Origin of the sequence: Caballeronia sp. AZ10_KS36 (assembly GCF_023631105.1) — a bacterium.
Lineage (GTDB): Bacteria > Pseudomonadota > Gammaproteobacteria > Burkholderiales > Burkholderiaceae > Caballeronia.
The window spans coordinates 1-19,832 of the sequence record NZ_JALQDQ010000040.1 but is presented as its reverse complement, the minus strand read 5'-3'; the positions used below and the strand labels follow the sequence as shown (position 1 = coordinate 19,832).

At 62.3% G+C, this 19,832-nt stretch carries 19 protein-coding genes; 9 read left to right on the top strand and 10 right to left on the bottom strand.

The annotated features are described in order from the left end of the window. Positions 1-2: 2 nt before the first annotated feature. Together cdhC and NCR35_RS25575 are read right to left on the bottom strand one after the other, a co-directional pair. Positions 3-932 carry a 3-dehydrocarnitine:acetyl-CoA trimethylamine transferase CdhC gene (gene cdhC, locus NCR35_RS25580; RefSeq protein WP_250536722.1) on the bottom strand — a complete coding sequence of 310 codons (930 nt, stop codon included), beginning with the start codon at positions 930-932 and terminating at the stop codon, positions 3-5. Positions 933-990: 58 nt separating this feature from the next. Next, a complete protein-coding gene (locus tag NCR35_RS25575) occupies positions 991-1,929 on the bottom strand; it encodes a choline ABC transporter substrate-binding protein (RefSeq protein ID WP_250536721.1) in 939 nt (312 codons plus the stop codon). Positions 1,930-2,109: 180 nt separating this feature from the next. Here NCR35_RS25575 and NCR35_RS25570 point away from each other — a divergent pair, with 180 nt between their 5' ends. Next, positions 2,110-3,081 (top strand): GlxA family transcriptional regulator, encoded by a 972-nt coding sequence (locus tag NCR35_RS25570; RefSeq protein ID WP_250536720.1) that lies wholly within the window; start codon positions 2,110-2,112, stop codon positions 3,079-3,081. 2 nt (positions 3,082-3,083) lie between these two features. On the opposite strand, the gene NCR35_RS25565 is transcribed toward NCR35_RS25570, so the two are convergent. The 3 genes from NCR35_RS25565 to betC form a co-directional block, all read right to left on the bottom strand. After that, positions 3,084-4,259: a porin gene (locus NCR35_RS25565; RefSeq protein ID WP_250536719.1), complete on the bottom strand. Its 1,176-nt coding sequence runs from the start codon at positions 4,257-4,259 to the stop codon at positions 3,084-3,086. 130 nt (positions 4,260-4,389) lie between these two features. Further along, positions 4,390-5,337 carry a choline ABC transporter substrate-binding protein gene (locus tag NCR35_RS25560; RefSeq protein ID WP_250536718.1) on the bottom strand — a complete coding sequence of 316 codons (948 nt, stop codon included), beginning with the start codon at positions 5,335-5,337 and terminating at the stop codon, positions 4,390-4,392. Positions 5,338-5,378: 41 nt separating this feature from the next. Next, positions 5,379-6,914: a choline-sulfatase gene (betC, locus tag NCR35_RS25555; RefSeq protein ID WP_250536717.1), complete on the bottom strand. Its 1,536-nt coding sequence runs from the start codon at positions 6,912-6,914 to the stop codon at positions 5,379-5,381. A gap of 126 nt (positions 6,915-7,040) precedes the next feature. Here betC and NCR35_RS25550 point away from each other — a divergent pair, with 126 nt between their 5' ends. The 6 genes from NCR35_RS25550 (at position 7,041) to NCR35_RS25525 (ending at position 13,240) form a co-directional block, all read left to right on the top strand. Then, positions 7,041-7,940: a choline sulfate utilization transcriptional regulator gene (locus tag NCR35_RS25550; protein WP_250536716.1), complete on the top strand. Its 900-nt coding sequence runs from the start codon at positions 7,041-7,043 to the stop codon at positions 7,938-7,940. A 134-nt stretch (positions 7,941-8,074) separates the two neighbouring features. Beyond that, a complete protein-coding gene (betI, locus tag NCR35_RS25545) occupies positions 8,075-8,662 on the top strand; it encodes a transcriptional regulator BetI (RefSeq protein ID WP_244851146.1) in 588 nt (195 codons plus the stop codon). Positions 8,663-8,692: 30 nt separating this feature from the next. Next, positions 8,693-10,162, top strand: a complete 1,470-nt coding sequence (gene betB / locus NCR35_RS25540; RefSeq protein WP_250536715.1) for a betaine-aldehyde dehydrogenase — start codon at positions 8,693-8,695, stop codon at positions 10,160-10,162. 11 nt (positions 10,163-10,173) lie between these two features. Next, positions 10,174-11,874, top strand: a complete 1,701-nt coding sequence (betA, locus tag NCR35_RS25535; protein WP_250536714.1) for a choline dehydrogenase — start codon at positions 10,174-10,176, stop codon at positions 11,872-11,874. Then, a complete protein-coding gene (locus NCR35_RS25530; protein ID WP_284503311.1) occupies positions 11,871-12,827 on the top strand; it encodes a choline ABC transporter substrate-binding protein in 957 nt (318 codons plus the stop codon). Before betA ends, NCR35_RS25530 begins: the two co-directional genes overlap by 4 nt. Before the next feature lie 65 nt (positions 12,828-12,892). Beyond that, on the top strand, positions 12,893-13,240 hold the full coding sequence (locus NCR35_RS25525; protein ID WP_244851149.1) for a DMT family transporter: 348 nt from the start codon (positions 12,893-12,895) through the stop codon (positions 13,238-13,240). Between the two features lie 4 nt (positions 13,241-13,244). Here the strand turns inward: NCR35_RS25525 and NCR35_RS25520 are convergent, their stop codons facing one another. After that, complete coding sequence (locus NCR35_RS25520; protein WP_250536713.1) at positions 13,245-13,814, bottom strand: cytochrome b; 570 nt, start codon at positions 13,812-13,814, stop codon at positions 13,245-13,247. A gap of 335 nt (positions 13,815-14,149) precedes the next feature. Between NCR35_RS25520 and NCR35_RS25515 the strand changes: the two genes are divergently transcribed. Next, the gene (locus NCR35_RS25515) at positions 14,150-15,274 is read left to right on the top strand and encodes a VIT1/CCC1 transporter family protein (protein ID WP_244851151.1); all 1,125 of its coding nucleotides are present in this window, start codon (positions 14,150-14,152) and stop codon (positions 15,272-15,274) included. Between the two features lie 9 nt (positions 15,275-15,283). Here NCR35_RS25515 and NCR35_RS25510 read toward each other — a convergent pair whose 3' ends face one another. The 4 genes from NCR35_RS25510 to NCR35_RS25495 all read right to left on the bottom strand — a co-directional run bounded on the left by NCR35_RS25510 (position 15,284) and on the right by NCR35_RS25495 (position 18,757). Beyond that, positions 15,284-15,886, bottom strand: a complete 603-nt coding sequence (locus NCR35_RS25510; protein WP_250536712.1) for an ankyrin repeat domain-containing protein — start codon at positions 15,884-15,886, stop codon at positions 15,284-15,286. Positions 15,887-15,936: 50 nt separating this feature from the next. Next, positions 15,937-16,527, bottom strand: coding sequence for a c-type cytochrome (locus tag NCR35_RS25505; protein ID WP_250536977.1), 591 nt, complete (start codon positions 16,525-16,527; stop codon positions 15,937-15,939). Positions 16,528-16,541: 14 nt separating this feature from the next. Then, positions 16,542-18,281 (bottom strand): pyrroloquinoline quinone-dependent dehydrogenase, encoded by a 1,740-nt coding sequence (locus NCR35_RS25500; protein WP_250536711.1) that lies wholly within the window; start codon positions 18,279-18,281, stop codon positions 16,542-16,544. A gap of 176 nt (positions 18,282-18,457) precedes the next feature. Next, the gene (locus tag NCR35_RS25495; RefSeq protein WP_250536710.1) at positions 18,458-18,757 is read right to left on the bottom strand and encodes a hypothetical protein; all 300 of its coding nucleotides are present in this window, start codon (positions 18,755-18,757) and stop codon (positions 18,458-18,460) included. 878 nt (positions 18,758-19,635) lie between these two features. Here NCR35_RS25495 and NCR35_RS25490 point away from each other — a divergent pair. Further along, positions 19,636-19,832 (top strand): thiamine pyrophosphate-binding protein (locus tag NCR35_RS25490; protein WP_250536709.1); only part of this gene is annotated, 197 nt, incomplete at its 3' end.

Below are 19,832 nucleotides of genomic sequence, written 5' to 3'. Positions count from 1 at the left end.
GCTCACGCGAATTGTTCGGCTGCGCGCTTTTCCAGCGGACGCTCGCCGCGCGCCGGCAGGCCGAGTTTTCTGCGCCCCTCGGCGGGCGTGAGCGCGCGGCCCCCCAGGCGTTCGATGATCTCGACGGCTCGCTGCACCAGCGTGCCGTTGCTCGCCGGCACGCCGCGATCCAGCCACAGATTGTCTTCGAGACCGACGCGGACATGGCCGCCGAGCAGCATCGCCTGCGCGACCATTGGCATCTGCATCCGGCCGATGCCGAAGCCAGCCCAATGCGCGCCGGGCGGCAAGTTGTCGACCATCGCCTTCATCGTGCCCGTGTCGGGCGGCGCGCCCCACGGAATGCCCATGCACAGTTGAAAGAGCGGCGGCGCATCGAGCAGACCCTCTTTGAGCAGTTGATTGGCGAACCACAAGTGCCCCGTATCGAATATTTCGAGTTCGGGCTTCACGCCCAACTCCTGTATCCGCTTCGCGCCCGCTCGCAACTGGGCGGGCGTGGAGACGTAGATGTAGTCGCCATCGCCGAAGTTCAGCGTGCCGCAATCGAGCGTGCAGATCTCCGGCAGCAACTCCTCGACATGCGCAAGACGCGTGAGGCCGCCGACCAGATCCGTGCCTTTGCCGAAGCGCATCGGCTCTTCGCCCGGACCGATCTCCAGATCACCGCCCATGCCCGCCGTCAGGTTGATGATGACATCCACGTCCGAAGAACGGATGCGGTCCACCACCTCGCGGTAGAGCGCGGGATCGCGGCTGCCTCGTCCGGTGTGAGGATCGCGCACATGACAATGGGCGACGGTCGCGCCGGCGCGCGCGGCTTCGATGGCTGCGTCGGCAATCTGCTTGGGCGTCACCGGAATCGCGGGATGCCTGTTGGTCGTGTCGCCCGCACCGGTGACCGCGCAAGTGACGATGACTTCGTAGTTCATGTTTATCTGGATACCTAAGTACTTCGAAAGACCGGTGAACGCGTCACCGGGGCGAAAATCAGAGACCGAGATACTGTTTGACGGCGGGCAGACCGTCTTTTCCATCGACAGTCTTTACGCCCGCGAGCCATGAATCGAGCACTTGCGGGTTCTGCTTGAGATACGCCTTGGCTGCATCGGCGGGGCGTTCCTTGTTCATCACCGGCTGCATGAGGCGGTTCTCGAGGTCGGTAGTGAAGCGCAGATTTTTCACGAGCTGGCCCGCGTTCGGGCAGCGCGTGAGGAAATCCGGGTTGGTCAGCGTATAGACGCGCGCCTCGCCATAGTTCGGGCCGAACACGTCGTCTCCGCCGGAGAGATAGTTGATCTTCATCTGAATGTTCATGGGATGCGGCTCCCACGCGAGGAACACCACCGGCTTCTTCTCGCGCATTGCGCGCTCCACGGTCAAGAGCATTCCTGCTTCGCTCGATTGAACCAGCTTGAAACCGCCGAGACCGAACTGGTTCGTGTCGATCATCTTCTGAATCTTGGCGTTCGCGCTGCTGCCGGGCTCGATGCCGTAGATCGTGCCATCGAGTTCGTCCTTGTGCTTTGCGATATCGGCGAAGCTCTTGATGCCCGCGTCGTACGCATAGCTCGGCACCGCGAGCGTCGCCTTGGCGCCCGAGAGATTGGGCGGCTCGATCTTGTCGATGCTCTTGGCATCCAGAAACGGCTGCACCGCCTTTTCCTGCACCGGCCACCAGTAGCCGAGCGACACGTCGATCTGTTTGTTCTTCAGGCCCGCGAGCGAGATAGGCACCGATGCGACCGTGGTGCGCGGCGTATAGCCGAGCCCTTCGAACAGAACGGACGCGAGCGCCGTCGTCGAGGTGATGTCGGTCCAGCCGATGTCGACGAAGCGCACGGTGCGGCAGGTCGCATCGTCGTTCGCGTAGGCGACGTGCGCGGCACATGCGGATGCTACGAGAAGCGAGAGCAGGCGAAGTTTCATGGTGGCGTGACCGTCGAAAGAACGTGTGTAGAAAGTACCGCTGCATTAAACCACCGGAACGCCTCATTGCGACCACGAATTGACCGCGAGCGACGTGCGGGTTTACAGGGACACGCCCGATTGCGCGCGCTTTTTGCACTTGATAGCGTGACGGATCGCTGACTGGTGGCCCTTCATTCGATGCCCGTCCCTCAAGACTTCCACTTCCTGCTGCTGCCGCAGTTCTCGTCGATCGGCTTCATGTCGGCCATCGAGCCGCTGCGCGTCGCGAACCGCTTCAGGGGCGAGCTGTACCGCTGGCACATTGTTTCGGTCGATGGCGGGCCGGTCGTCGCGAGCAACGGCATCTCGCTCAATGCGGAGCATTCCATCGACGAAGCCGCCGATGCGCGCACGCTCATCGTCGTATCGGGATTCGAGCCGCTGGCCGCGTACACGCGCGGCATCGGCGAGTGGTTGCGCAAGCTGGATCGCGCTGGCGCGACGCTCGGCGGCATCGATACGGGGAGTTTCATTCTTGCCGAGGCGGGGCTGCTCGCGGGCAAGCGCGCGACCTTGCATTGGGAAGCGCTGGCGGCATTCGCGGAACAGTATCCGTCCATCGAAACGAGCCAGGAGATCTTCGAGATCGACGCGCGACGCATCACGTGTGCGGGCGGCACCGCATCCATTGATCTGATGCTCGACCTCATCGCCCGCGATCACGGCGCGGAACTCGCCGCGCAAGTCTCCGAGCAGTTCGTGCTCGGGCGCATCCGGCAGCGCAGCGATCATCAGCGCATGAAGATCGCCGCGCGTTACGGCATTCATAACCGCAAGCTGATTCAGGTGATCGGCGTGATGGAGCAGCACATGGAAGAGCCGCTTTCGCCCGATGCGCTGGCCGATTCCATCGGCGTCACGCGGCGACAGCTCGAACGGCTATTCTGCTCCGCGCTGAAGGACACGCCGACGCATTTCTATCTCGGCCTGCGCCTCGCGCGCGCCCGCGAACTGCTTCAGCAAACCGACATGTCGATACTCGCGGTCTGTGTCGCGTGCGGCTTCGAATCGCCTTCGCATTTTTCGCGGACGTACCGGGCGCGCTTCAATGCGAGCCCGAGACAGGACCGCAGCGCCGTGCGCGCCGCGATCACCGCCCGGGCCGCCTGACGTCAGAACGAGTGCCGCATGCCGACGCGCACATCGGCCTGCGTGTTCGACGTCGACGGCGTGAAGCTGTAGCCGATGACCGCATCGACCGGGCCGGACGAACGCAGATAATCGCCGGAGATATAGACGTCGGTGCGCTTGGACAAGAGATAGTGCAGCCCGAGCGATCCCTGATTCCAGTGATTGCCCTCGAAGCGCGTGTGCTGGTAGCCGCCGTAGAGCGCGATATCCGGCCTGAAGTTATACGAAGCGCCCGCCTCGTAGACTCGCATGTACGACGTCACGCCCAAGCCCTTGATGCTCGTCCACGTGAAATTGCCCGACACCATGAGATTGCCGATCGTCCACGCGGCGCCCATCGCGAGCGCGCCTTGCTTGTCGACGGGAAACGCGTTCGTGCTGTAGAGGTCCGTGCGCGCGCCCGTCACGGGATCGATGCTGACGACAGGCTGCCCGAGGAACGTATGCGCGCCGATCATCGCATACGGATCGAACGCATAGATGCCATTGGGGTTATTCAACTGCGTATAGGCGACGCCGAGGTTAAACGTATTCGCAGCATAGTGCCCGCCCACGCTCCATGCGCTATTGCGATGGAAGTTGCCCGCGACGTTGCCGAACGAATACATGCCGCCGAACGTGAAACCGCCATAGTTGTTGGACAGGAACTTGACCGAGTTCGGCAGCCGGTCGCCGTTCATGCGGTCGAAGTCGCCCTGGTGGATCGCATAGCCGCTCGCCCACGCGGAGATGTTGTACAGATAGACGAACTCTTCGGTCATATCGAGTTGATTACCGAACGACACCTGGCCCCACTCTTTGCTCGCGAGACCCACGTACGCCTGACGGCCGAACTCCGCGCCGCCGAATGCGTAGCTTCCGTTGCCGAGATGGAAGCCCGATTCCAGCACGAAGACCGCTTGCAGTCCTCCGCCGAGATCCTCCGTTCCGCGAAAGCCGATACGGTTGCCGTAGGAGATGCCGTCGTCGAACTTGACGACATGCGAACCGCCGGTGTTGTTCACATAGGTAATGCCTGCGTCGAGAATGCCGTAGAGCGTCACGCTGCTTTGTGCTTGTGCTTGAAGAGGCGCGATGGACGCGCTTGCTGCGAGGACGAAACCGGTGATGCACGACGCGCGTCGTGCGTGGCGTTGTACGGCATTCGGTGTGTTCATCAGCGTGTCCTTTTTATTGTGGATCGACACGTAAAGTAAATTGCCATATACGTGGCGGCTCGACTAATTGCGACGCAAATGTGTTCAGTTGCGACGCGATCGCGCTGCACGCGTCGGCGCAGTGAGTCTGTTACTTCACGCCAAGCGCGCTTTGAACGGCTTCCAGTCCGTTGCCGCCGTTAGCCGTGGTCACGCCTTCGAGCCATGTCTTGAGAAGCGCGGGATTGCGCTTGAGCGCATCGGTTGCAGCCGAATCGATCTTCCGCTTCTTGTCCAGCACGTCGGAAATGACGCCGTTCTCCAGATCGACATTGAATGCCATCTGCCGGAACAGACGCCCGACGTTCGGGCATTGCTGTTCGTAGCCGCTGCGCGAGACCGTGTTGACCGTCGCGCCGCCGAAGTTGGGACCGAGATACTTGTCGCCGCCGTCGAGATAGACGAGCTTGAACTTCGTGTTCATCAAATGCGGCTCCCACGCGAGGAACACGATGAACTTCTTGTCGCGTATGGCGCGCTCGACTTGCGTCAGCATGCCGGTTTCGCTCGATTCCACGACCTTCCACTCCCCGAGACCGAAGGCTTTGTCGTCCACCATCTTCTTGAGGTTCTGGTTGGCCGGCGCGCCCGGCTCGATGCCGTAGATGCGCTTGTCGAACTTGTCCGCGTTCTTCTCCAGGTCCGCGAATGAATGCACGCCCGCCGCCGCCACATAGTCCGGCACGGCGAGCGTGAACTTGGCGTTGGTCAGGTTCGGCCGCACCACGTCGATGGATTTCTCGTCGACGAACGGCTTCACGAGCGGCGCTTGCGCCGGCATCCAGTTGCCGAGAAACACGTCGATCTGCCCTTTCTTCAAGCCCTGATACGTGATCGGCACCGAGAGATTCGCGACGTCCTGCCGGTAGCCGAGCGCCTTCAGCACGATGCCGCTCATCGCGTTGGTCGCGTCGATGTCGGTCCAGCCGGGATCGGCCATGCGCACCTGCGTGCAGGACGGCGGATCGGCGGCGAAGGCGGCCGACGCCGCGCAGCCGAGCGCGCTATATAAAACTGCCTGAAATAGGACTGTTTTCATCTGCGTTCCTGTCGGTGAGTGCGGTTGATGGTCAAGCGGCTTCAATGCTCGACGGCGGGAAAGCGCGCCATCGCTTCGAGATCGTCGAGGTCGAGATGATTGCGCATGTAACGCTGGCTCGCATCGACGCGAGGCTGCCAGTCCCACGACTGGATCACCCCGCGCGTGGTCGACGCAAAGTGGAAGTGACGGCGGCGCTGGCTCGCCAGCACGTCGCGATGCAACGCGTCGAGGTCCCAGCGGCGCGCCACTTCCTCGCGAAACGCGGCAACCAGCGCGCGGTGCCGTTCGTCCTCCGCGAGATTGCGGCGCTCGAACGGATCGGCTTCGAGGTCATAAAGCTGGTCGGGGTCCACCTTCGTATGAATGAACTTGTACGCCCCGCGCCGGATCATGACGATCGGCGCGATCGCGCCTTCGGCCAGATACTCGCCGATTGCTTCGTCATGGCCGCCCGTTCCCGTCAGATGCGGCATGAGGCTGCGTCCGTCGATGGCATCGGGCCAGTCGCGCGGCGACGCATTAGCCGCGAGATCGACGAGCGTAGGCAGCACATCCAGATGCGAGACCGAGTCGGCTACGCGATGCGCGTCGAAGCGCCCCGGCCGATGCACGATGAGCGGCACGCGGCAGCCGCCTTCGAAGAACGTCATCTTGTACCAGAGGTTGCGCTCTCCGAGCATCTCGCCGTGGTCGGACGTGACGATGATCGTGGTGTCGTCCGCGAGTCCGGCCTGTTCCAGCGCTTCGAGAATGGCGCCGAACTGGTCATCGACATACGACACCGCGCCGTAATAAGCACGCCGCGCGTTGCGGATCTGCTGGTCGGTCGGCGGCGTGCGATCGGCTTCGTAGACGTGACGCAGACGCCGCGAATGGGGATCGCTCGCTTCGAGCGAGTCGCGATGAAGCGGCATGTCCACGTCCTCATCGCGGTACATGTCCCAGTATTTGCGCGGTATCGCATACGGATCGTGCGGATGCGTCAGCGACGCGACCATCAGGAAAGGCCGCGCGTCCTTGCCCGCTTGCCGCTCGCGGGCCATGTCGAAGAGCTTCTGGCGCACGGTAAACGTCACTTCGTCGTCGAAGTCGAGTTGATTGGTGCGCACGCACGGACCCGCATCGATGACGGAACTCATGTTGTGATACCACGATGGGCGCGTTTCGAAGTCGCGCCAATCGGGCGTCCAGCCGAAATCGGCGGGATAGATGTCGGTGGTGAGACGTTCCTCGAAGCCGTGCAATTGATCCGCGCCGCAGAAGTGCATCTTGCCCGACAGGATCGTGCGATAACCCTCGGCGCGCAGATAATGCGCGAAGGTCAGCGTCTCGGACGGAAACTCGGCGGCGTTGTCATAAGCGCCGATCTTGGAGGGCAGCTTTCCCGCCAGCAAGGAGAAACGCGACGGCGCGCACAGCGGACTCGCGCAGTACGCCGATTCGAACACCACGCCGCGACGCGCGAGCGCGTCGATGTGCGGCGTCTTCGTCACGCGATTGCCGTACGCGGCGAGCGCGAACGGCGTCAGTTGATCGGCCATCAAAACAAGGATATTTTGTTTCGCTTCAAGCATGGAGCACGCCTCGAATAGAATCGGATGCCGGAATCCGCGCGCCCGGTTGTTCGCGCAACGCCACTATTGCCGTCCGATTTTCGTCTGTGAAGACGACATTTCGTTATGCGCTCATAAGGAGCCGTTATGCCGCGACAAGACCGCCTGCCGCCCATGCAGGCGCTGCTGATGTTCGAATCCGCCGCGCGGCTCGCGAGCTTCACGGCCGCTGCGCGCGAACTCGGCTCGACGCAACCCGCAGTGAGTCAGCGCGTTGTGCAGCTGGAAGAAGCGCTCGGAACGGCGCTTTTCGAGCGCGGCCATCGCGGCGTGACGCTCACTGAAGACGGCGCGCGCCTCTTCGACGCGGTGCGTCAGGGCCTCGACGTCATCCGCCAGGCGACGAGCGATATCCGCTCGCGCACCACCCAGCGCGCGCTCACCTTGTCGACGGACTTCGGCTTCGCCACCTACTGGCTCATGCCGCGCCTGTCGCAATTCAAGGCGCTGATGCCCGATGTCGACGTGAAGATCATCACGTCGCAGCAGATGCCGAGTGCGTCCGGCGATGCCGCGGACGTGGCCATCGTGTTCGGCGACATGCACGGCGACTGGGGCGCGCGCCGGGCCGTGAAGCTCTTTCCCGAGCGCGTCACGCCGGTATGCAGCCCCACGTTCGCGGCAACGCACGACACGTCCGATCTCTCGAAGCTGCCGCTGCTGCACGTCGCGCGCACGCAACCCGAGCGATGGCTCTCGTGGCACGCGTGGTTCGACGCGCACGGACAGGCCGCGCCGCCGATGCACGGCGGGCTGACCTTCAACAGCTACGCCCTAGTTGCGCATGCGGCTGTCATGGGCCAGGGCGTCGCGCTCGGCTGGTCGCCGCTGATCGACGAACTGGTCGCTACGGGCCAGCTCGTCGCGTTGAGTGAGACCTCGCTCGTCACCGATCGCGGCTACATGCTGCTCACGCGACGCGAAGAACCGCCCGCCGTGCGCGCCTTTCAGGACTGGCTGCTGGACGAGTGCGATGCAATCGTCTGACGCAAAGGTATGACGCAAACGGCTCGCGTTTTTCTTGCCGTTTTTGTTGATTGACCGTTCAATATAAAAAAAGTAGCATGTGCCGACGCTCTGGTAAAGCCAAGGGCGGCCGTGCTCTCACAGGTCGATCAACCATGCCCAAGCTTGGAATGCGCGAGCTTCGTCGCGCGCAACTTATCGATGCCACGTTGCTGACCATCGACGAAGTAGGACTCACGGGCGCCACGCTCGCGACCGTGGCGCAGCGCGCGTCGATCTCGACGGGCATCGTGAGCCATTACTTCGGCGATAAGGACGGGCTGCTGGAGGCGACCATGCGCCATGTGTTGCGATCCCTGTGGCAAGGCACCTCGCGCCGGCGCAAGGCCGCGAAGCCCGATGCACGTTCGAAGCTGCGCGCGGTCGTCGCCGCGAACTTCGACGTCGAGCAGGTCAACGGACCGGTCATGAAAACGTGGCTCGCGTTCTGGTCCGAAAGCATGCACAAGGAACAACTGCGGCGCTTGCAATACGTGAATACGCGCCGTCTTTACTCGAACCTCTGCACCGACTTCTCGCGCGTATTGAGCCGCGCTGCCGCGCGCCGCGCGGCGACTGGACTCGCGGCGCTCATCGACGGGCTGTGGTTGCGTGGCGCGCTCGCGGGCGAACCGTTCGATACGAAGAGCGCGCTGCGCGTCTCGTACGACTACATCGATCTCATGATCCAGCCACGCGACTGATCCCCTCAACGCACTCAGGAGACGCACGCGATGCCCCTTTTCGACGAGCAACGGCTTTACATCGGCGGCGAATATGTCGATGCAACGAGCGGCGAAACCTTCGAGACGTTCGATCCCGCCACGGGTGAAACCCTCGCGCGCGTGCAACAGGCATCGCAGGCCGACATCGACCGGGCGGTTCGGTCAGCGCAGGCCGCGCAGCAGGAGTGGGCCGCATTGACGGCGATGCAACGCTCGCGCATTCTGCGTCGCGCGGTGGACTTGCTACGCGCGCGCAACGACGAACTCGCCGCGCTCGAAACGCGCGATACGGGCAAGCCGATCGCCGAGACGCGCGCCGTGGATATCGTCACGGGCGCGGATGTCATCGAGTATTACGCGGGGCTCGCGACGGCCATAGAAGGCGAACAGATACCGCTGCGCGAAGCGTCCTTCGTTTATACGCGGCGCGAGCCTATCGGCGTGTGCGCGGGCATCGGCGCGTGGAACTATCCCATACAGATCGCATGCTGGAAGTCGGGGCCCGCTCTCGCGGCAGGCAACGCGATGATCTTCAAGCCGAGCGAAGTCACGCCCTTGAGCGCGCTCAAGCTCGCGGAAATCTACACGGAAGCGGGCGCGCCGCCGGGCTTGTTCAACGTGGTGCAGGGCGATGCCCGCGTCGGCGCGATGCTCGCGGAGCACGCCGGCATCGACAAGATATCGTTCACTGGCGGCATCGAGACCGGCAAGAAGGTGATGGCGCGCGCGGGCGGCTCCACGCTCAAGGACGTGACGATGGAACTCGGCGGCAAGTCGCCGCTGATCGTCTTCGCCGATTCGAACCTCGAACGCGCCGCCGATATCGCGATGAGCGCGAACTTCTTCAGCTCGGGCCAGGTATGCACCAACGGCACGCGCGTGTTCGTCGAGCGCGATGTCGCCGAGCAGTACGAACGCCTTGTGTTGGAACGCGTGAAGCGCATTCGTATCGGCGCGCCGGAGAATTCGGATACGAACTTCGGGCCGCTTGTCAGCGCCGCGCAGATGCAAAAGGTGCTCGGCTACATCGAAGATGGCAAGCGCGAAGGTGCGCGGCTCGTTGCAGGCGGCGCGCGTCTGACCGATGGCGCATTCGCTCGCGGCAACTACGTAGCGCCGACCGTCTTCGCGGATTGCCGCGACGATATGCGCATCGTGCAGGAAGAGATATTCGGACCGGTCATGTGCATTCTTCCCTTCGACGACGAGGCCGAAGTCATCGCGCGCGCAAACGACACGGTCTATGGGCTCGCGGCGGGTGTCGTGACCGAGAACCTGTCGCGTGCGCACCGCGTGGTGCATCGGCTGCATGCGGGCATCTGCTGGATCAATACGTGGGGCGAGTCGCCTGCGGAGATGCCCGTCGGCGGATACAAGCAGTCCGGCATCGGCCGCGAGAATGGCATCGTCACCTTGCACGCCTATACGCGCATCAAGTCGGTTCAAGTGGAACTCGGACCGTATCAACCCGTGTTTTGAGGAGCATGCCGATGAGCGCGAGAGAGTTCGACTACATCATCGTCGGGGCGGGTTCGGCGGGCAACGTGCTCGCGTCCCGTCTGACCGAGGACGAAGACGTGACGGTGCTGCTGCTGGAAGCAGGCGGTCCCGATTACCGCTTCGATTTCCGCACGCAGATGCCGGCCGCGCTCGCGTATCCGCTGCAAGGTCGCCGTTATAACTGGGCGTATGAAACGGAGCCTGAGCCGCATATGAACAACCGCCGCATGGAATGCGGACGCGGCAAGGGGCTCGGCGGATCGTCGCTCATCAACGGCATGTGCTATATCCGCGGCAATGCGCTCGACTACGACAACTGGGCGTCGATGCCGGGGCTCGAAAACTGGAGCTATCTCGATTGCCTGCCGTATTTCCGCAAGGCCGAGACGCGAGATATCGGCCCGAACGAATACCACGGTGGCGACGGCCCGGTGCACGTGACGACGAGCAAGCCCGGCAACAATCCGCTCTTCGCCGCGATGGTGGAGGCGGGCGTACAGGCGGGCTATCCGCGCACGGACGATCTCAACGGCTATCAGCAAGAAGGCTTCGGGCCGATGGATCGCACGGTCACTGCCAACGGCCGGCGCGCGAGCACGGCGCGAGGCTATCTCGACCGCGCGAGGCATCGCGCCAATCTCACCATCGTGACGCATGCCGCAACGGACCGCGTGCTGTTTTCGGGCAAGCGCGCAATCGGCGTCGCTTATCTGCATGGCGGGCAGCGCGAGACGGCGCATGTGCGCCGCGAAGTGCTCGTATGCTGCGGAGCGATTGCGTCGCCTCAGTTGTTGCAGCGTTCCGGCGTGGGGCCGTCTTCGTGGCTGAAGGAGCTGGAGATTCCGTTGGTGCATGACTTGCCGGGCGTCGGCGAGAACCTTCAGGATCATCTGGAGATGTACATGCAGTACGCCTGCAAGGAACCCGTGACGCTCTACCCTGCGCTGAAGTGGTGGAACCAGCCGGCCATCGGACTGGAATGGATGGTCAAGGGAACCGGCATCGGCGCGACGAATCATTTCGAAGCGGGTGGTTTCATCCGCACGCGCGACGACGATCTCTGGCCGAACATCCAGTATCACTTCCTGCCCGTTGCGATCAATTACAACGGCTCGAATCCCATCGAAATGCACGGCTTTCAGGCGCACGTCGGCTCGATGCGCTCGCCGAGCCGGGGCCGCGTGAAGCTCAAGTCGCGCGATCCGAACGCGCATCCGAGCATCCTGTTCAACTATATGGCCGATCCGCTCGACTGGCGCGAGTTCCGCGACGGCATCCGCATCACGCGGGACATCATGCGGCAGCCGGCGCTCGCGCGCTATCGCGGAGAAGAGCTGCATCCCGGCGCCGATGCAATGAGCGATAGCGAACTCGATGCCTTCGTGCGCGCGAAGGCGGAAACGGCATATCACCCTTCATGCTCGTGCAAGATGGGCTATGACGACATGGCAGTCGTCGACGGCGAGGGACGCGTGCATGGCATGAGCGGCCTGCGCGTGGTGGATGCATCGATCATGCCGCAAATCACCACGGGCAACCTGAACGCGCCGACCATCATGCTCGCGGAGAAGATCGCGGACCGCATTCGGGGCATCCCGCCGCTTTCTAAAGTCAATACTCCTTATTTTATTGCTGACAGCGCCAAGAAACGGCAATTCCACGATCAACCCATCCAACTGGAGCAGCGATGAGACACTTCGTAGCCGGACTGACAAGTACCTTCGCACTTGTTTTCGCCAGCAGCTTCGCCGTCAATGCGCAGGCGGCGGACCCGGCAAGCTGCCGCACTGTTCGCATGGCCGACATCGGCTGGACCGACATCGCCGCGACGACCGGGCTCACGACCAACGTCTTGCAGGGCCTGGGCTATGCGCCGTCGAAGATGATCGCCTCGGTTCCCATCACGTTTGCCGGCGTGAAGTCTAAACAGATCGATGCCTTTCTCGGCTATTGGTCGCCTTCGATGGACCCGGTCATCGAGCCGTTCGTCAAGTCCGGGTCTGTCAAGGTCGTGAACCCGCCCAATCTGACCGGCGCGAAATATACGCTCGCCGTTCCCGACTATGTTTATCAAGCGGGGATCAAGAGCTTCTCCGATATCGCGAAGAACGCGGACAAGCTGCAGTACAAAATCTATGGCATCGAGCCGGGCAACGACGCGAATATCCTGATCGACAAGATGATCAAGGCTAATCAGTTCGGTCTCGGCAAGTTCAAGCTCGTGGAATCCAGCGAGGCGGGCATGCTCGTGCAGGTCAACCGGGCGATTCAAAACAAGGAGTGGATCGTTTTTCTCGGCTGGGAGCCGCATCCCATGAACGTGCGAATGAAGATCAACTATCTATCGGGCGGCGACGACGTGTTCGGCCCGAATTACGGTGAAGCGAAGGTGTACACGGTGCAGCCGACCGACTACGCGACGCGTTGCCCGAACGCGGCGAAGCTCTTCTCGAACCTTCGCTTCAGTACCGCGATGGAGAATCAGATCATGACTCACATCATGGACAAGGAAGACCCGAACAAGGCAACGCTCGATTGGCTGAAGGCCAACCCTTCCATTCTCGACGGCTGGCTCGCGGGCGTGACGACGATCGACGGAAAGCCGGGACTGCCCGCGGTCAAGGCTTATCTGGCGAATCACTGAGACAGTGCTGCTGGCGACTCGATTCGCCAGCAGCTTGCATTCGACGACGAAGCCCTGAGCAACTCATGACCCACGAAAAGACGTCGGCCTATGGCGCATTATTGGTCGCGATACTGCTCGAGATCGGCGCAACGACTTGCCTGCAGAGGTCCGAACAGTTCACGAAGCTCGCCCCGACGCTCGCGATGGCTTGCCTTTATCTCGGCGCGTTCTATTTTCTTTCTATCGTGCTGAAGACGATTCCCGTCGGACTGGCTTACGCCATCTGGAGCGGGCTAGGCATCGTTCTGATCTCGTGCGTCAGCATCTTCGTGTTCCATCACAAGCTGGATGCGCCCGCCTTTCTCGGTCTTGCGCTGATCGTAGTGGGCGTCGTCATCATCAATGTCTTTTCGAAGGCGAGCGTGCATTGACAGCTCAAAGGTCACGTCGCTTAAGCCCCGGCAGCATGCGCGTCAAGACCGCATCGCGCACGAACCAGTGATGGAACAACGCAGCAGCCGCATGCGCCGCCGCAAGCACGATGATCGCCCAGCCGATGAACTCGTGCGCTTCACCGATGTTGTGATGCGCCGCCTTGCTGAACGGCGCGAACGGCGGCGGAATCAGCAGGCCGAAGAAGCTCATCGACTCGTCTCCCGACCATCTCAGCACGAAGCCCAGCACGGCTTCGGAAACGAGTAACGCATACAGCAGATAGTGCATGCCCTTGGCCGCGAGCTCCGCCCATCCGGACGAGGCGACCGGCGCCTGATGTCCGGGCGACACGCGCCACAGAATGCGCGCGATGATCACCGCCGACAACGTGATGCCGAAGGACATATGCGCGACGATCAAAAGATGGCGTGTCGGCCGGGGCGTGAAACCCCACACCTGAGAGAGAATGAATTGCGCCAGCACGAGAACGGCGGTCAGCCAGTGCAGGGTGATGGACACGCGGTCGTACGAAGTTCTGTCGTCGCCGGCCGCGATTCGCGTCGCCGTCATGGCGGCATTCGAAGGTTGCTTGCGTTGCATAGTGCAATGTCCGTAAAGGGAGCCGCTCAGCTTGTTCGACGTTCATGAACAAGTTGCGACTGGGGAGTTCGAGAGGCAGTCAAGCGCTCGACATCGGAAGATAGCAGAATAGCCGGAAGACCTTCGCGATTCTTTGACGAGCCCCAAAGTCTGTTACGCCGCGCCTTAAGGCTCGCTTAACGGCGCGGCATGCATGCACGAATGCAAACCATTGGCATTCTTGGTCAGCGCGCGTTCGAGGGCTTTTCGCGCCCGCGTCGCGCGCCGGCGATAGACTTGAGCTTCTGATCCGCAGGCACACCGTCATGGCATCAAAACAAGAATTGAAGCGGTATCGCGCCAATCTTGCCGATGAACTGCACAGCGCGGCACTCTACGAGACGCTCTCGCGCGTCGAAGTGCGAGCCGACCGCAAGCGCATTTTCGCGGAACTCGCGGCATCCGAGAAACAGCACGCGCAAGTCTGGGCGGACAAGCTCAAAGCCAACCACGAACGCGCTCGCACGGGACCGGCTCTCAAAACCGCCTTGATGCAGGGACTGGTTCATGTGTTCGGCGCGCGCTTCGTGCTGCCGACGCTTGCTGCGTCCGAGTTCGCCGACCGAAACAAATATGCAGGCAATCCCGATACGGCAACGATGTCGGCCGACGAGCACCGTCACGCGAACGTCGTGCAGTCGCTAGCGAATGAAGGCAAACAAGCCGCGACGAAAGGCGCTGAAATAGCCGATGCCGAGTCGTGGCACCGGGGCGTCTCATCGGGCAACGATCTGCGCGCAGCAGTGCTCGGCGCCAACGACGGTCTCGTGTCCAACTTCTGCCTCATCATGGGCGTGGCCGGCGCGGGCGCGCCCAACCGAGCGATTCTGTTGACTGCGCTGGCGGGAATCATCGCGGGCGCGTGTTCGATGGCGCTCGGCGAGTGGCTGTCGGTCACGAACGCGCGTGAACTCGCTCGCACACAGATTCAACGGGAAGCCGACGAACTCGAACATACGCCGGAAGCCGAAGAGCACGAGCTTCGCATGATCTATCGGGCGAAGGGTCTGGATGGCGAGGAAGCAAGCCGCGTTGCGTCACAGATCATGCGCGACAAGGACAAGGCGCTCGATGCGCTCACACGCGAAGAACTCGGCCTAGACCCGGCCGAACTCGGCGGCAACCCGTGGTCCGCGGCTGCCGTATCGTTCTGCCTGTTCTCGGCGGGAGCCGTGTTTCCCGCGATGCCGTTCCTGTGGTCGTCTGGACGGCCCGCGATCGTTCAATGCATCGCACTGAGCATACTGGCGCTCGCGGCCATCGGCATGTTCACGTCTCTCTTCAATGGCCGCAGCACGGTCTTCTCCGCCGCGCGTCAGATTGTGATCGGACTTGCCGCCGCTGCGTTCACATTCGGCGTCGGGCATCTGCTCGGGGTCTCCGTCTCCTGAGACCTGTCCTCACTGCGCCCTGAGCAACGCCGACACATGCACCGAACGCGTCTCTTCCGCGATATCGAGCGCCGTCTTGCCGCGATCATCACGCAGATCGCGATCCGCGCCGCGCGCGAGCAGCATCGATGCGGTCTGCGCCTGATCGTAGCCCGCCGCCCACATGAGCGCGGTCAGATGGTTGTGGTACGCGGCGTTGACATCGACACCCGCATCGAGCAGACGTTGCACGATCGCCGTGTGTCCGCGCCCCGCGGCATATTCCATTGCGGTCTTGCCGACGCGATCGGTCGCTGCCGTATCGGCGTGATGCGCGATGAGCAGCGCCGCGATTTCATCGTTGCCGTCGAACGCGACGGCCATCATCGGCGTAATGCCTTGCACGTCGGCCTGATTCACGTTCGCGCCGCGCTCGATCAGCATGCGCGCAAGCGGCGTCATGCCGCGCTTGCACGCGCTGATAAGCGGCGTGTCGCCGATGCGGTTGCGTGAATCGATCTTCGCGCCCTGATCGAGCATCTGCGCGACGGCTTGCGCATCGCCATTGCGCGTCGCGATCAGCAGCCGTTCGTTTAGCGCGTATGCGTCGGTATCGGCGCGAGCTTGCGGCATGGACGCGACGGCCGCGCACGCCAGAAGAAAGGTGCGTGTGAATCGCAGCATCATTGCAGATTGGCGACGTAGTTCGCGAGATTCTCGATATCCGCGTCGGTCAGGTTCTTGGTCACGCTCGTCATATTGCCTGCATCGTTCGTGCGCTTCTTCGCGCGAAAGTCCTGCAACTGCTTCACGATATACGCATACTGCTGACCGGCCACGCGCGGTATCTCGTTCTGCCCTTTGAAGCCGCCGAGATGACACATGGTGCAGAGCACTTCGTCGGACTTCTTCTTGCCTGCTTCCACTTTCACCGGGTCCGCCTTGAAGTCGGTCGGCGCGAGCGTCTGCGCGGCGAAGTAGTCGGCGAGATCATGCATGTCTTCCGATGAAAGATTCGCCGCCATCGGCGACATGCGCGGGTCGCTGCGGCGGCCCGCCTTGAAGTCACGCAGTTGCAGGAAGATATAGCGCGACGACTGCCCCGCGAGCGACGGATAATCGCCGCTCGTCGAATTGCCGTTCTGACCATGACACGCCGCGCATACGGCGGCTTTCGCTGCGCCCGCTTGTGCATCGGCATGCGCGAGACAGGGCAGCGAAAGCGCCACGCACGCGACGATCGCGGCCGTCTTGCGTATCCGCGGAAGCATCATCATCGGCAACATGCTCAAGGCAACGCAAACACGAGCAGGCTGTTGCCGCGCTTGAAGTCGAGTTGCGTATTGCCGCCCGCCGCGACCGCGATGTATTGCTTGCCGTTCACCATGTACGACACGGCCGGCGCGTTGACGCCCGCGCCGCACTGGAACTCCCACAGCTTGCGGCCCGTCGAGGCGTCGAACGCGCGGAAAAGACCGTTGCCCTCGCCGTTGAACACGAGCCCGCCCGCGGTCGCGAGCACGCCGCCGATCAATGGCTGATCCGTCTTGTATCCCCACGCGATCTTGCCTGTATCGACATTCACCGCGACGAGCCTGCCCCATTGCTGCTCGCCTGGAATGGTCTTGAACGCGCCGCCGAGCCACAGCTTGCCGCCGGGATACGCTGCGTCTTCCACCTGATACGTCATCGGCTGATGCAGGTTCGCCGCGTAAGCCATGCGCGTCTGCGGGTTGAACGCCATGGGCGACCATTCGACGCCGCCGTTTGCGCCGGGCAACATGCGCGCGCCTGTGGGAGTCGGCAGCGTCCATACGCCCTCTTGCGGAATCATCGCTTCCGAAATGCGGATGATGTGTCCGTCGCGGCGATCATGCACGTACACGAAGCCTGTCTTGCCGCCATGAATGATGGCGGGAACCATCTGCCCGTTCTTGTCCTTCACGTCGATGAGAATGGGCGGACTGACCGCATCGAGATCCCATACGTCATGCGCGATGTACTGGTAGTGCCACTTGTACTTGCCCGTATCGAGATCGATGGCGACGAGCGAATCGGTATAGAGATTGTCGCCAGGACGAATCGCGCCGTAGAGGTCCGGCGAGGGATTGCCCACGACGAAATATACGGTGCGCGTCGCGCGATCCACCGCCGGCGCCATCCATACGCCGCCGCCGAGCGTCTTCTCGAAGTCGCGGCCCTTGTCCGCGAGCGTCTTCTTCTCCGCTTCGATATCGCGCTTCATGTTGCGGCCAACCGCGTCGTTCTCGGCCCAGACGCCTTCGCTGCCGGAATCGGGAATCGTGTAGAACGTCCAGAGCAATTGACCGGAATTCGCGTCGAACGCTTTCACGAAACCGCGTATGCCGTATTCGCCGCCGTTCGTGCCGATCAGCACTTTGCCGTCCACCACGACGGGCGCCATCGTTTCCGAGTAGCCGTCCTCGGGGTCAGCGATCTGCGATGACCAGACGAGATTGCCCGTCTTCGCGTCGAGCGCGACGAGCTTGGCGTCGAGCGTGCCCATGTACAGCCGGTCGCCCGATATCGCAACGCCGCGATTATTCGGCCCGCAGCAGAAGGTCGTCACCGGCCCCATCTTGTGCTTGTAATGCCAGAACTCCTTGCCGCTGACAGCGTCGATGGCATAGACGTGGTTATACGAAGTCGTCAGGAACATGACGCCATTGGACACGATCGGCGCGGTTTCCATCGACTCCATGACGGCAGTCTGGAAGATGAAAGCGGGTCTCAGCTTCGCCACGTTGGAGCGATTGATCTGACTGGCCGGCGCATAACGTGTTTCGGAATACGATCCGTTGGAATGCAACCACGACGCGCTGTCGTTCGCGGCGGCATCGAGCTGTGCTTGCGATATGGGCCGCAACGAAGCGGGAACGGGCGCGGATTCCGTCGTGTTGGTGTTCTGGATCTCGTCGGCCGCGCGGGCGGGAAGCGCTGTCGATGTCCCCCAAGCGCCGATACAGACTGCTATCGAACCAAGCAAAACGCGGGAATAGCCTGTCATGACGTCTCCCTATTCGTTTTCGTTCTTCGCGTATGAGTCGGGTGTGTCGGCTGTGAGCGGCCGCATGAATAGTCCGGAACCCGGAGAAAGCATAGGCAATTTAACGAGCCACTTCCAGAACGCGATGATGCGCAAAGCGCGGTGGCGCTCTTTGTGGAGATCGCTCTAAAGAGTTGCTATTCGGTTCCCGCTTTGGCTTTTCCGTCACCGGTGCCTTGACTGGTGCCCGGCGTCACCGGCTGCATGCCGCCTGCCGAGCCTTGTGCGGCCGGTCGTGCGTTCCCTGCTGAAGTGTCGGCGGTGCCGCCGGGCGTAGCGGGCTGCATGCCGCCTGCCGATCCTTGCCCGCTGACGCGACCGCTCGCCTTGCCCGTATCGACGGAGGACGCTGCATCGCTGGTTCCTGCCGCGTACGCGAACCCGAAAGAGCCCAGCGTAAGCGCGCATAGACACGCCTTCAACAAGAGCGGTTTCATCGCAGTCTCCTAGAGTGAGTCGGGGCACGCTTTCACTTGCCGATGCGGTCCATAACGGTCGCAGCGTCGCCGTCGGCCGAGTCAAGTATGCATCATCGGCGGCGGGGGAAGCATGGTGTTTCCCCGACTCGCGGCATGACGCTCGGCGTGCGCCTGTGTCTGACGAAATGGCATCGCGGCTCGTCGTTCCTGTGATGCCCGAGCGCATCACGTCGTACACTGGTCGAACACCGTACACCGCGAGGACATCATGAGCAAAACACAGGATGCAAAGAAGGCGCAGAAGAAAGCCGCCACCAAGACACCGAAAGAAAAGAAGGAAGCGAAGAAGCTCAAGAAGGAGGCAGCGAAGCGGCAGTGAGTATGATGCCGCTCCACCGCCGGGCGACGGCAATGCGGATCGGGCGTTTTCGAACGCTCGTTCTAGAAATGCGCATACCGAAGGCCTGGCGATTCTCATCACACACATCGCTCACGCCATTGTCTCAGGCGTCGAGTGAATAGCTGCAAGCATCAAATTACGTTTGGATGCGCTCGTTCCCGTCAAATGCCTTTCATTGCAATTCGGTCGGGACGCCCCACACCGTTCGCGCTGCCCTGCCGAATATGTCACGCTGTGACGAACTTTCAACGTTTTGAAAATGCGTGCAACGGCATGCACTCATTACCGCGACTGTGTGAATCAAGTCTTCGATTGCGACGCTCGTGGGTGCGTCCCTTCGGCAGCCGCAATCGAAACGAAACGGCCCTCCAGACGCCTCGCGCGCCAACGGCACGTTCGTTGCGACGTGCCAGACACCAACGCTGTCACCGCGTCTTCGCACCAGCGAATCACGACGTAAGGTGACACCGATCGCATCCCTTTCCCGGAGAATCAAATGACGAGCCCGACGGTGGGTGACTTCCTTGTCGACCGCCTCTATGCCTGGGGCGTGCGCCGCATCTACGGCTATCCCGGCGACGGCATCAACGGCGTGTTCGGCGCGCTGAACCGCGCCAACGGAAAGATCGAATTCATTCAGGCGCGCCACGAGGAAATGGCCGCCTTCATGGCCTCCGCGCACGCGAAGTTCAC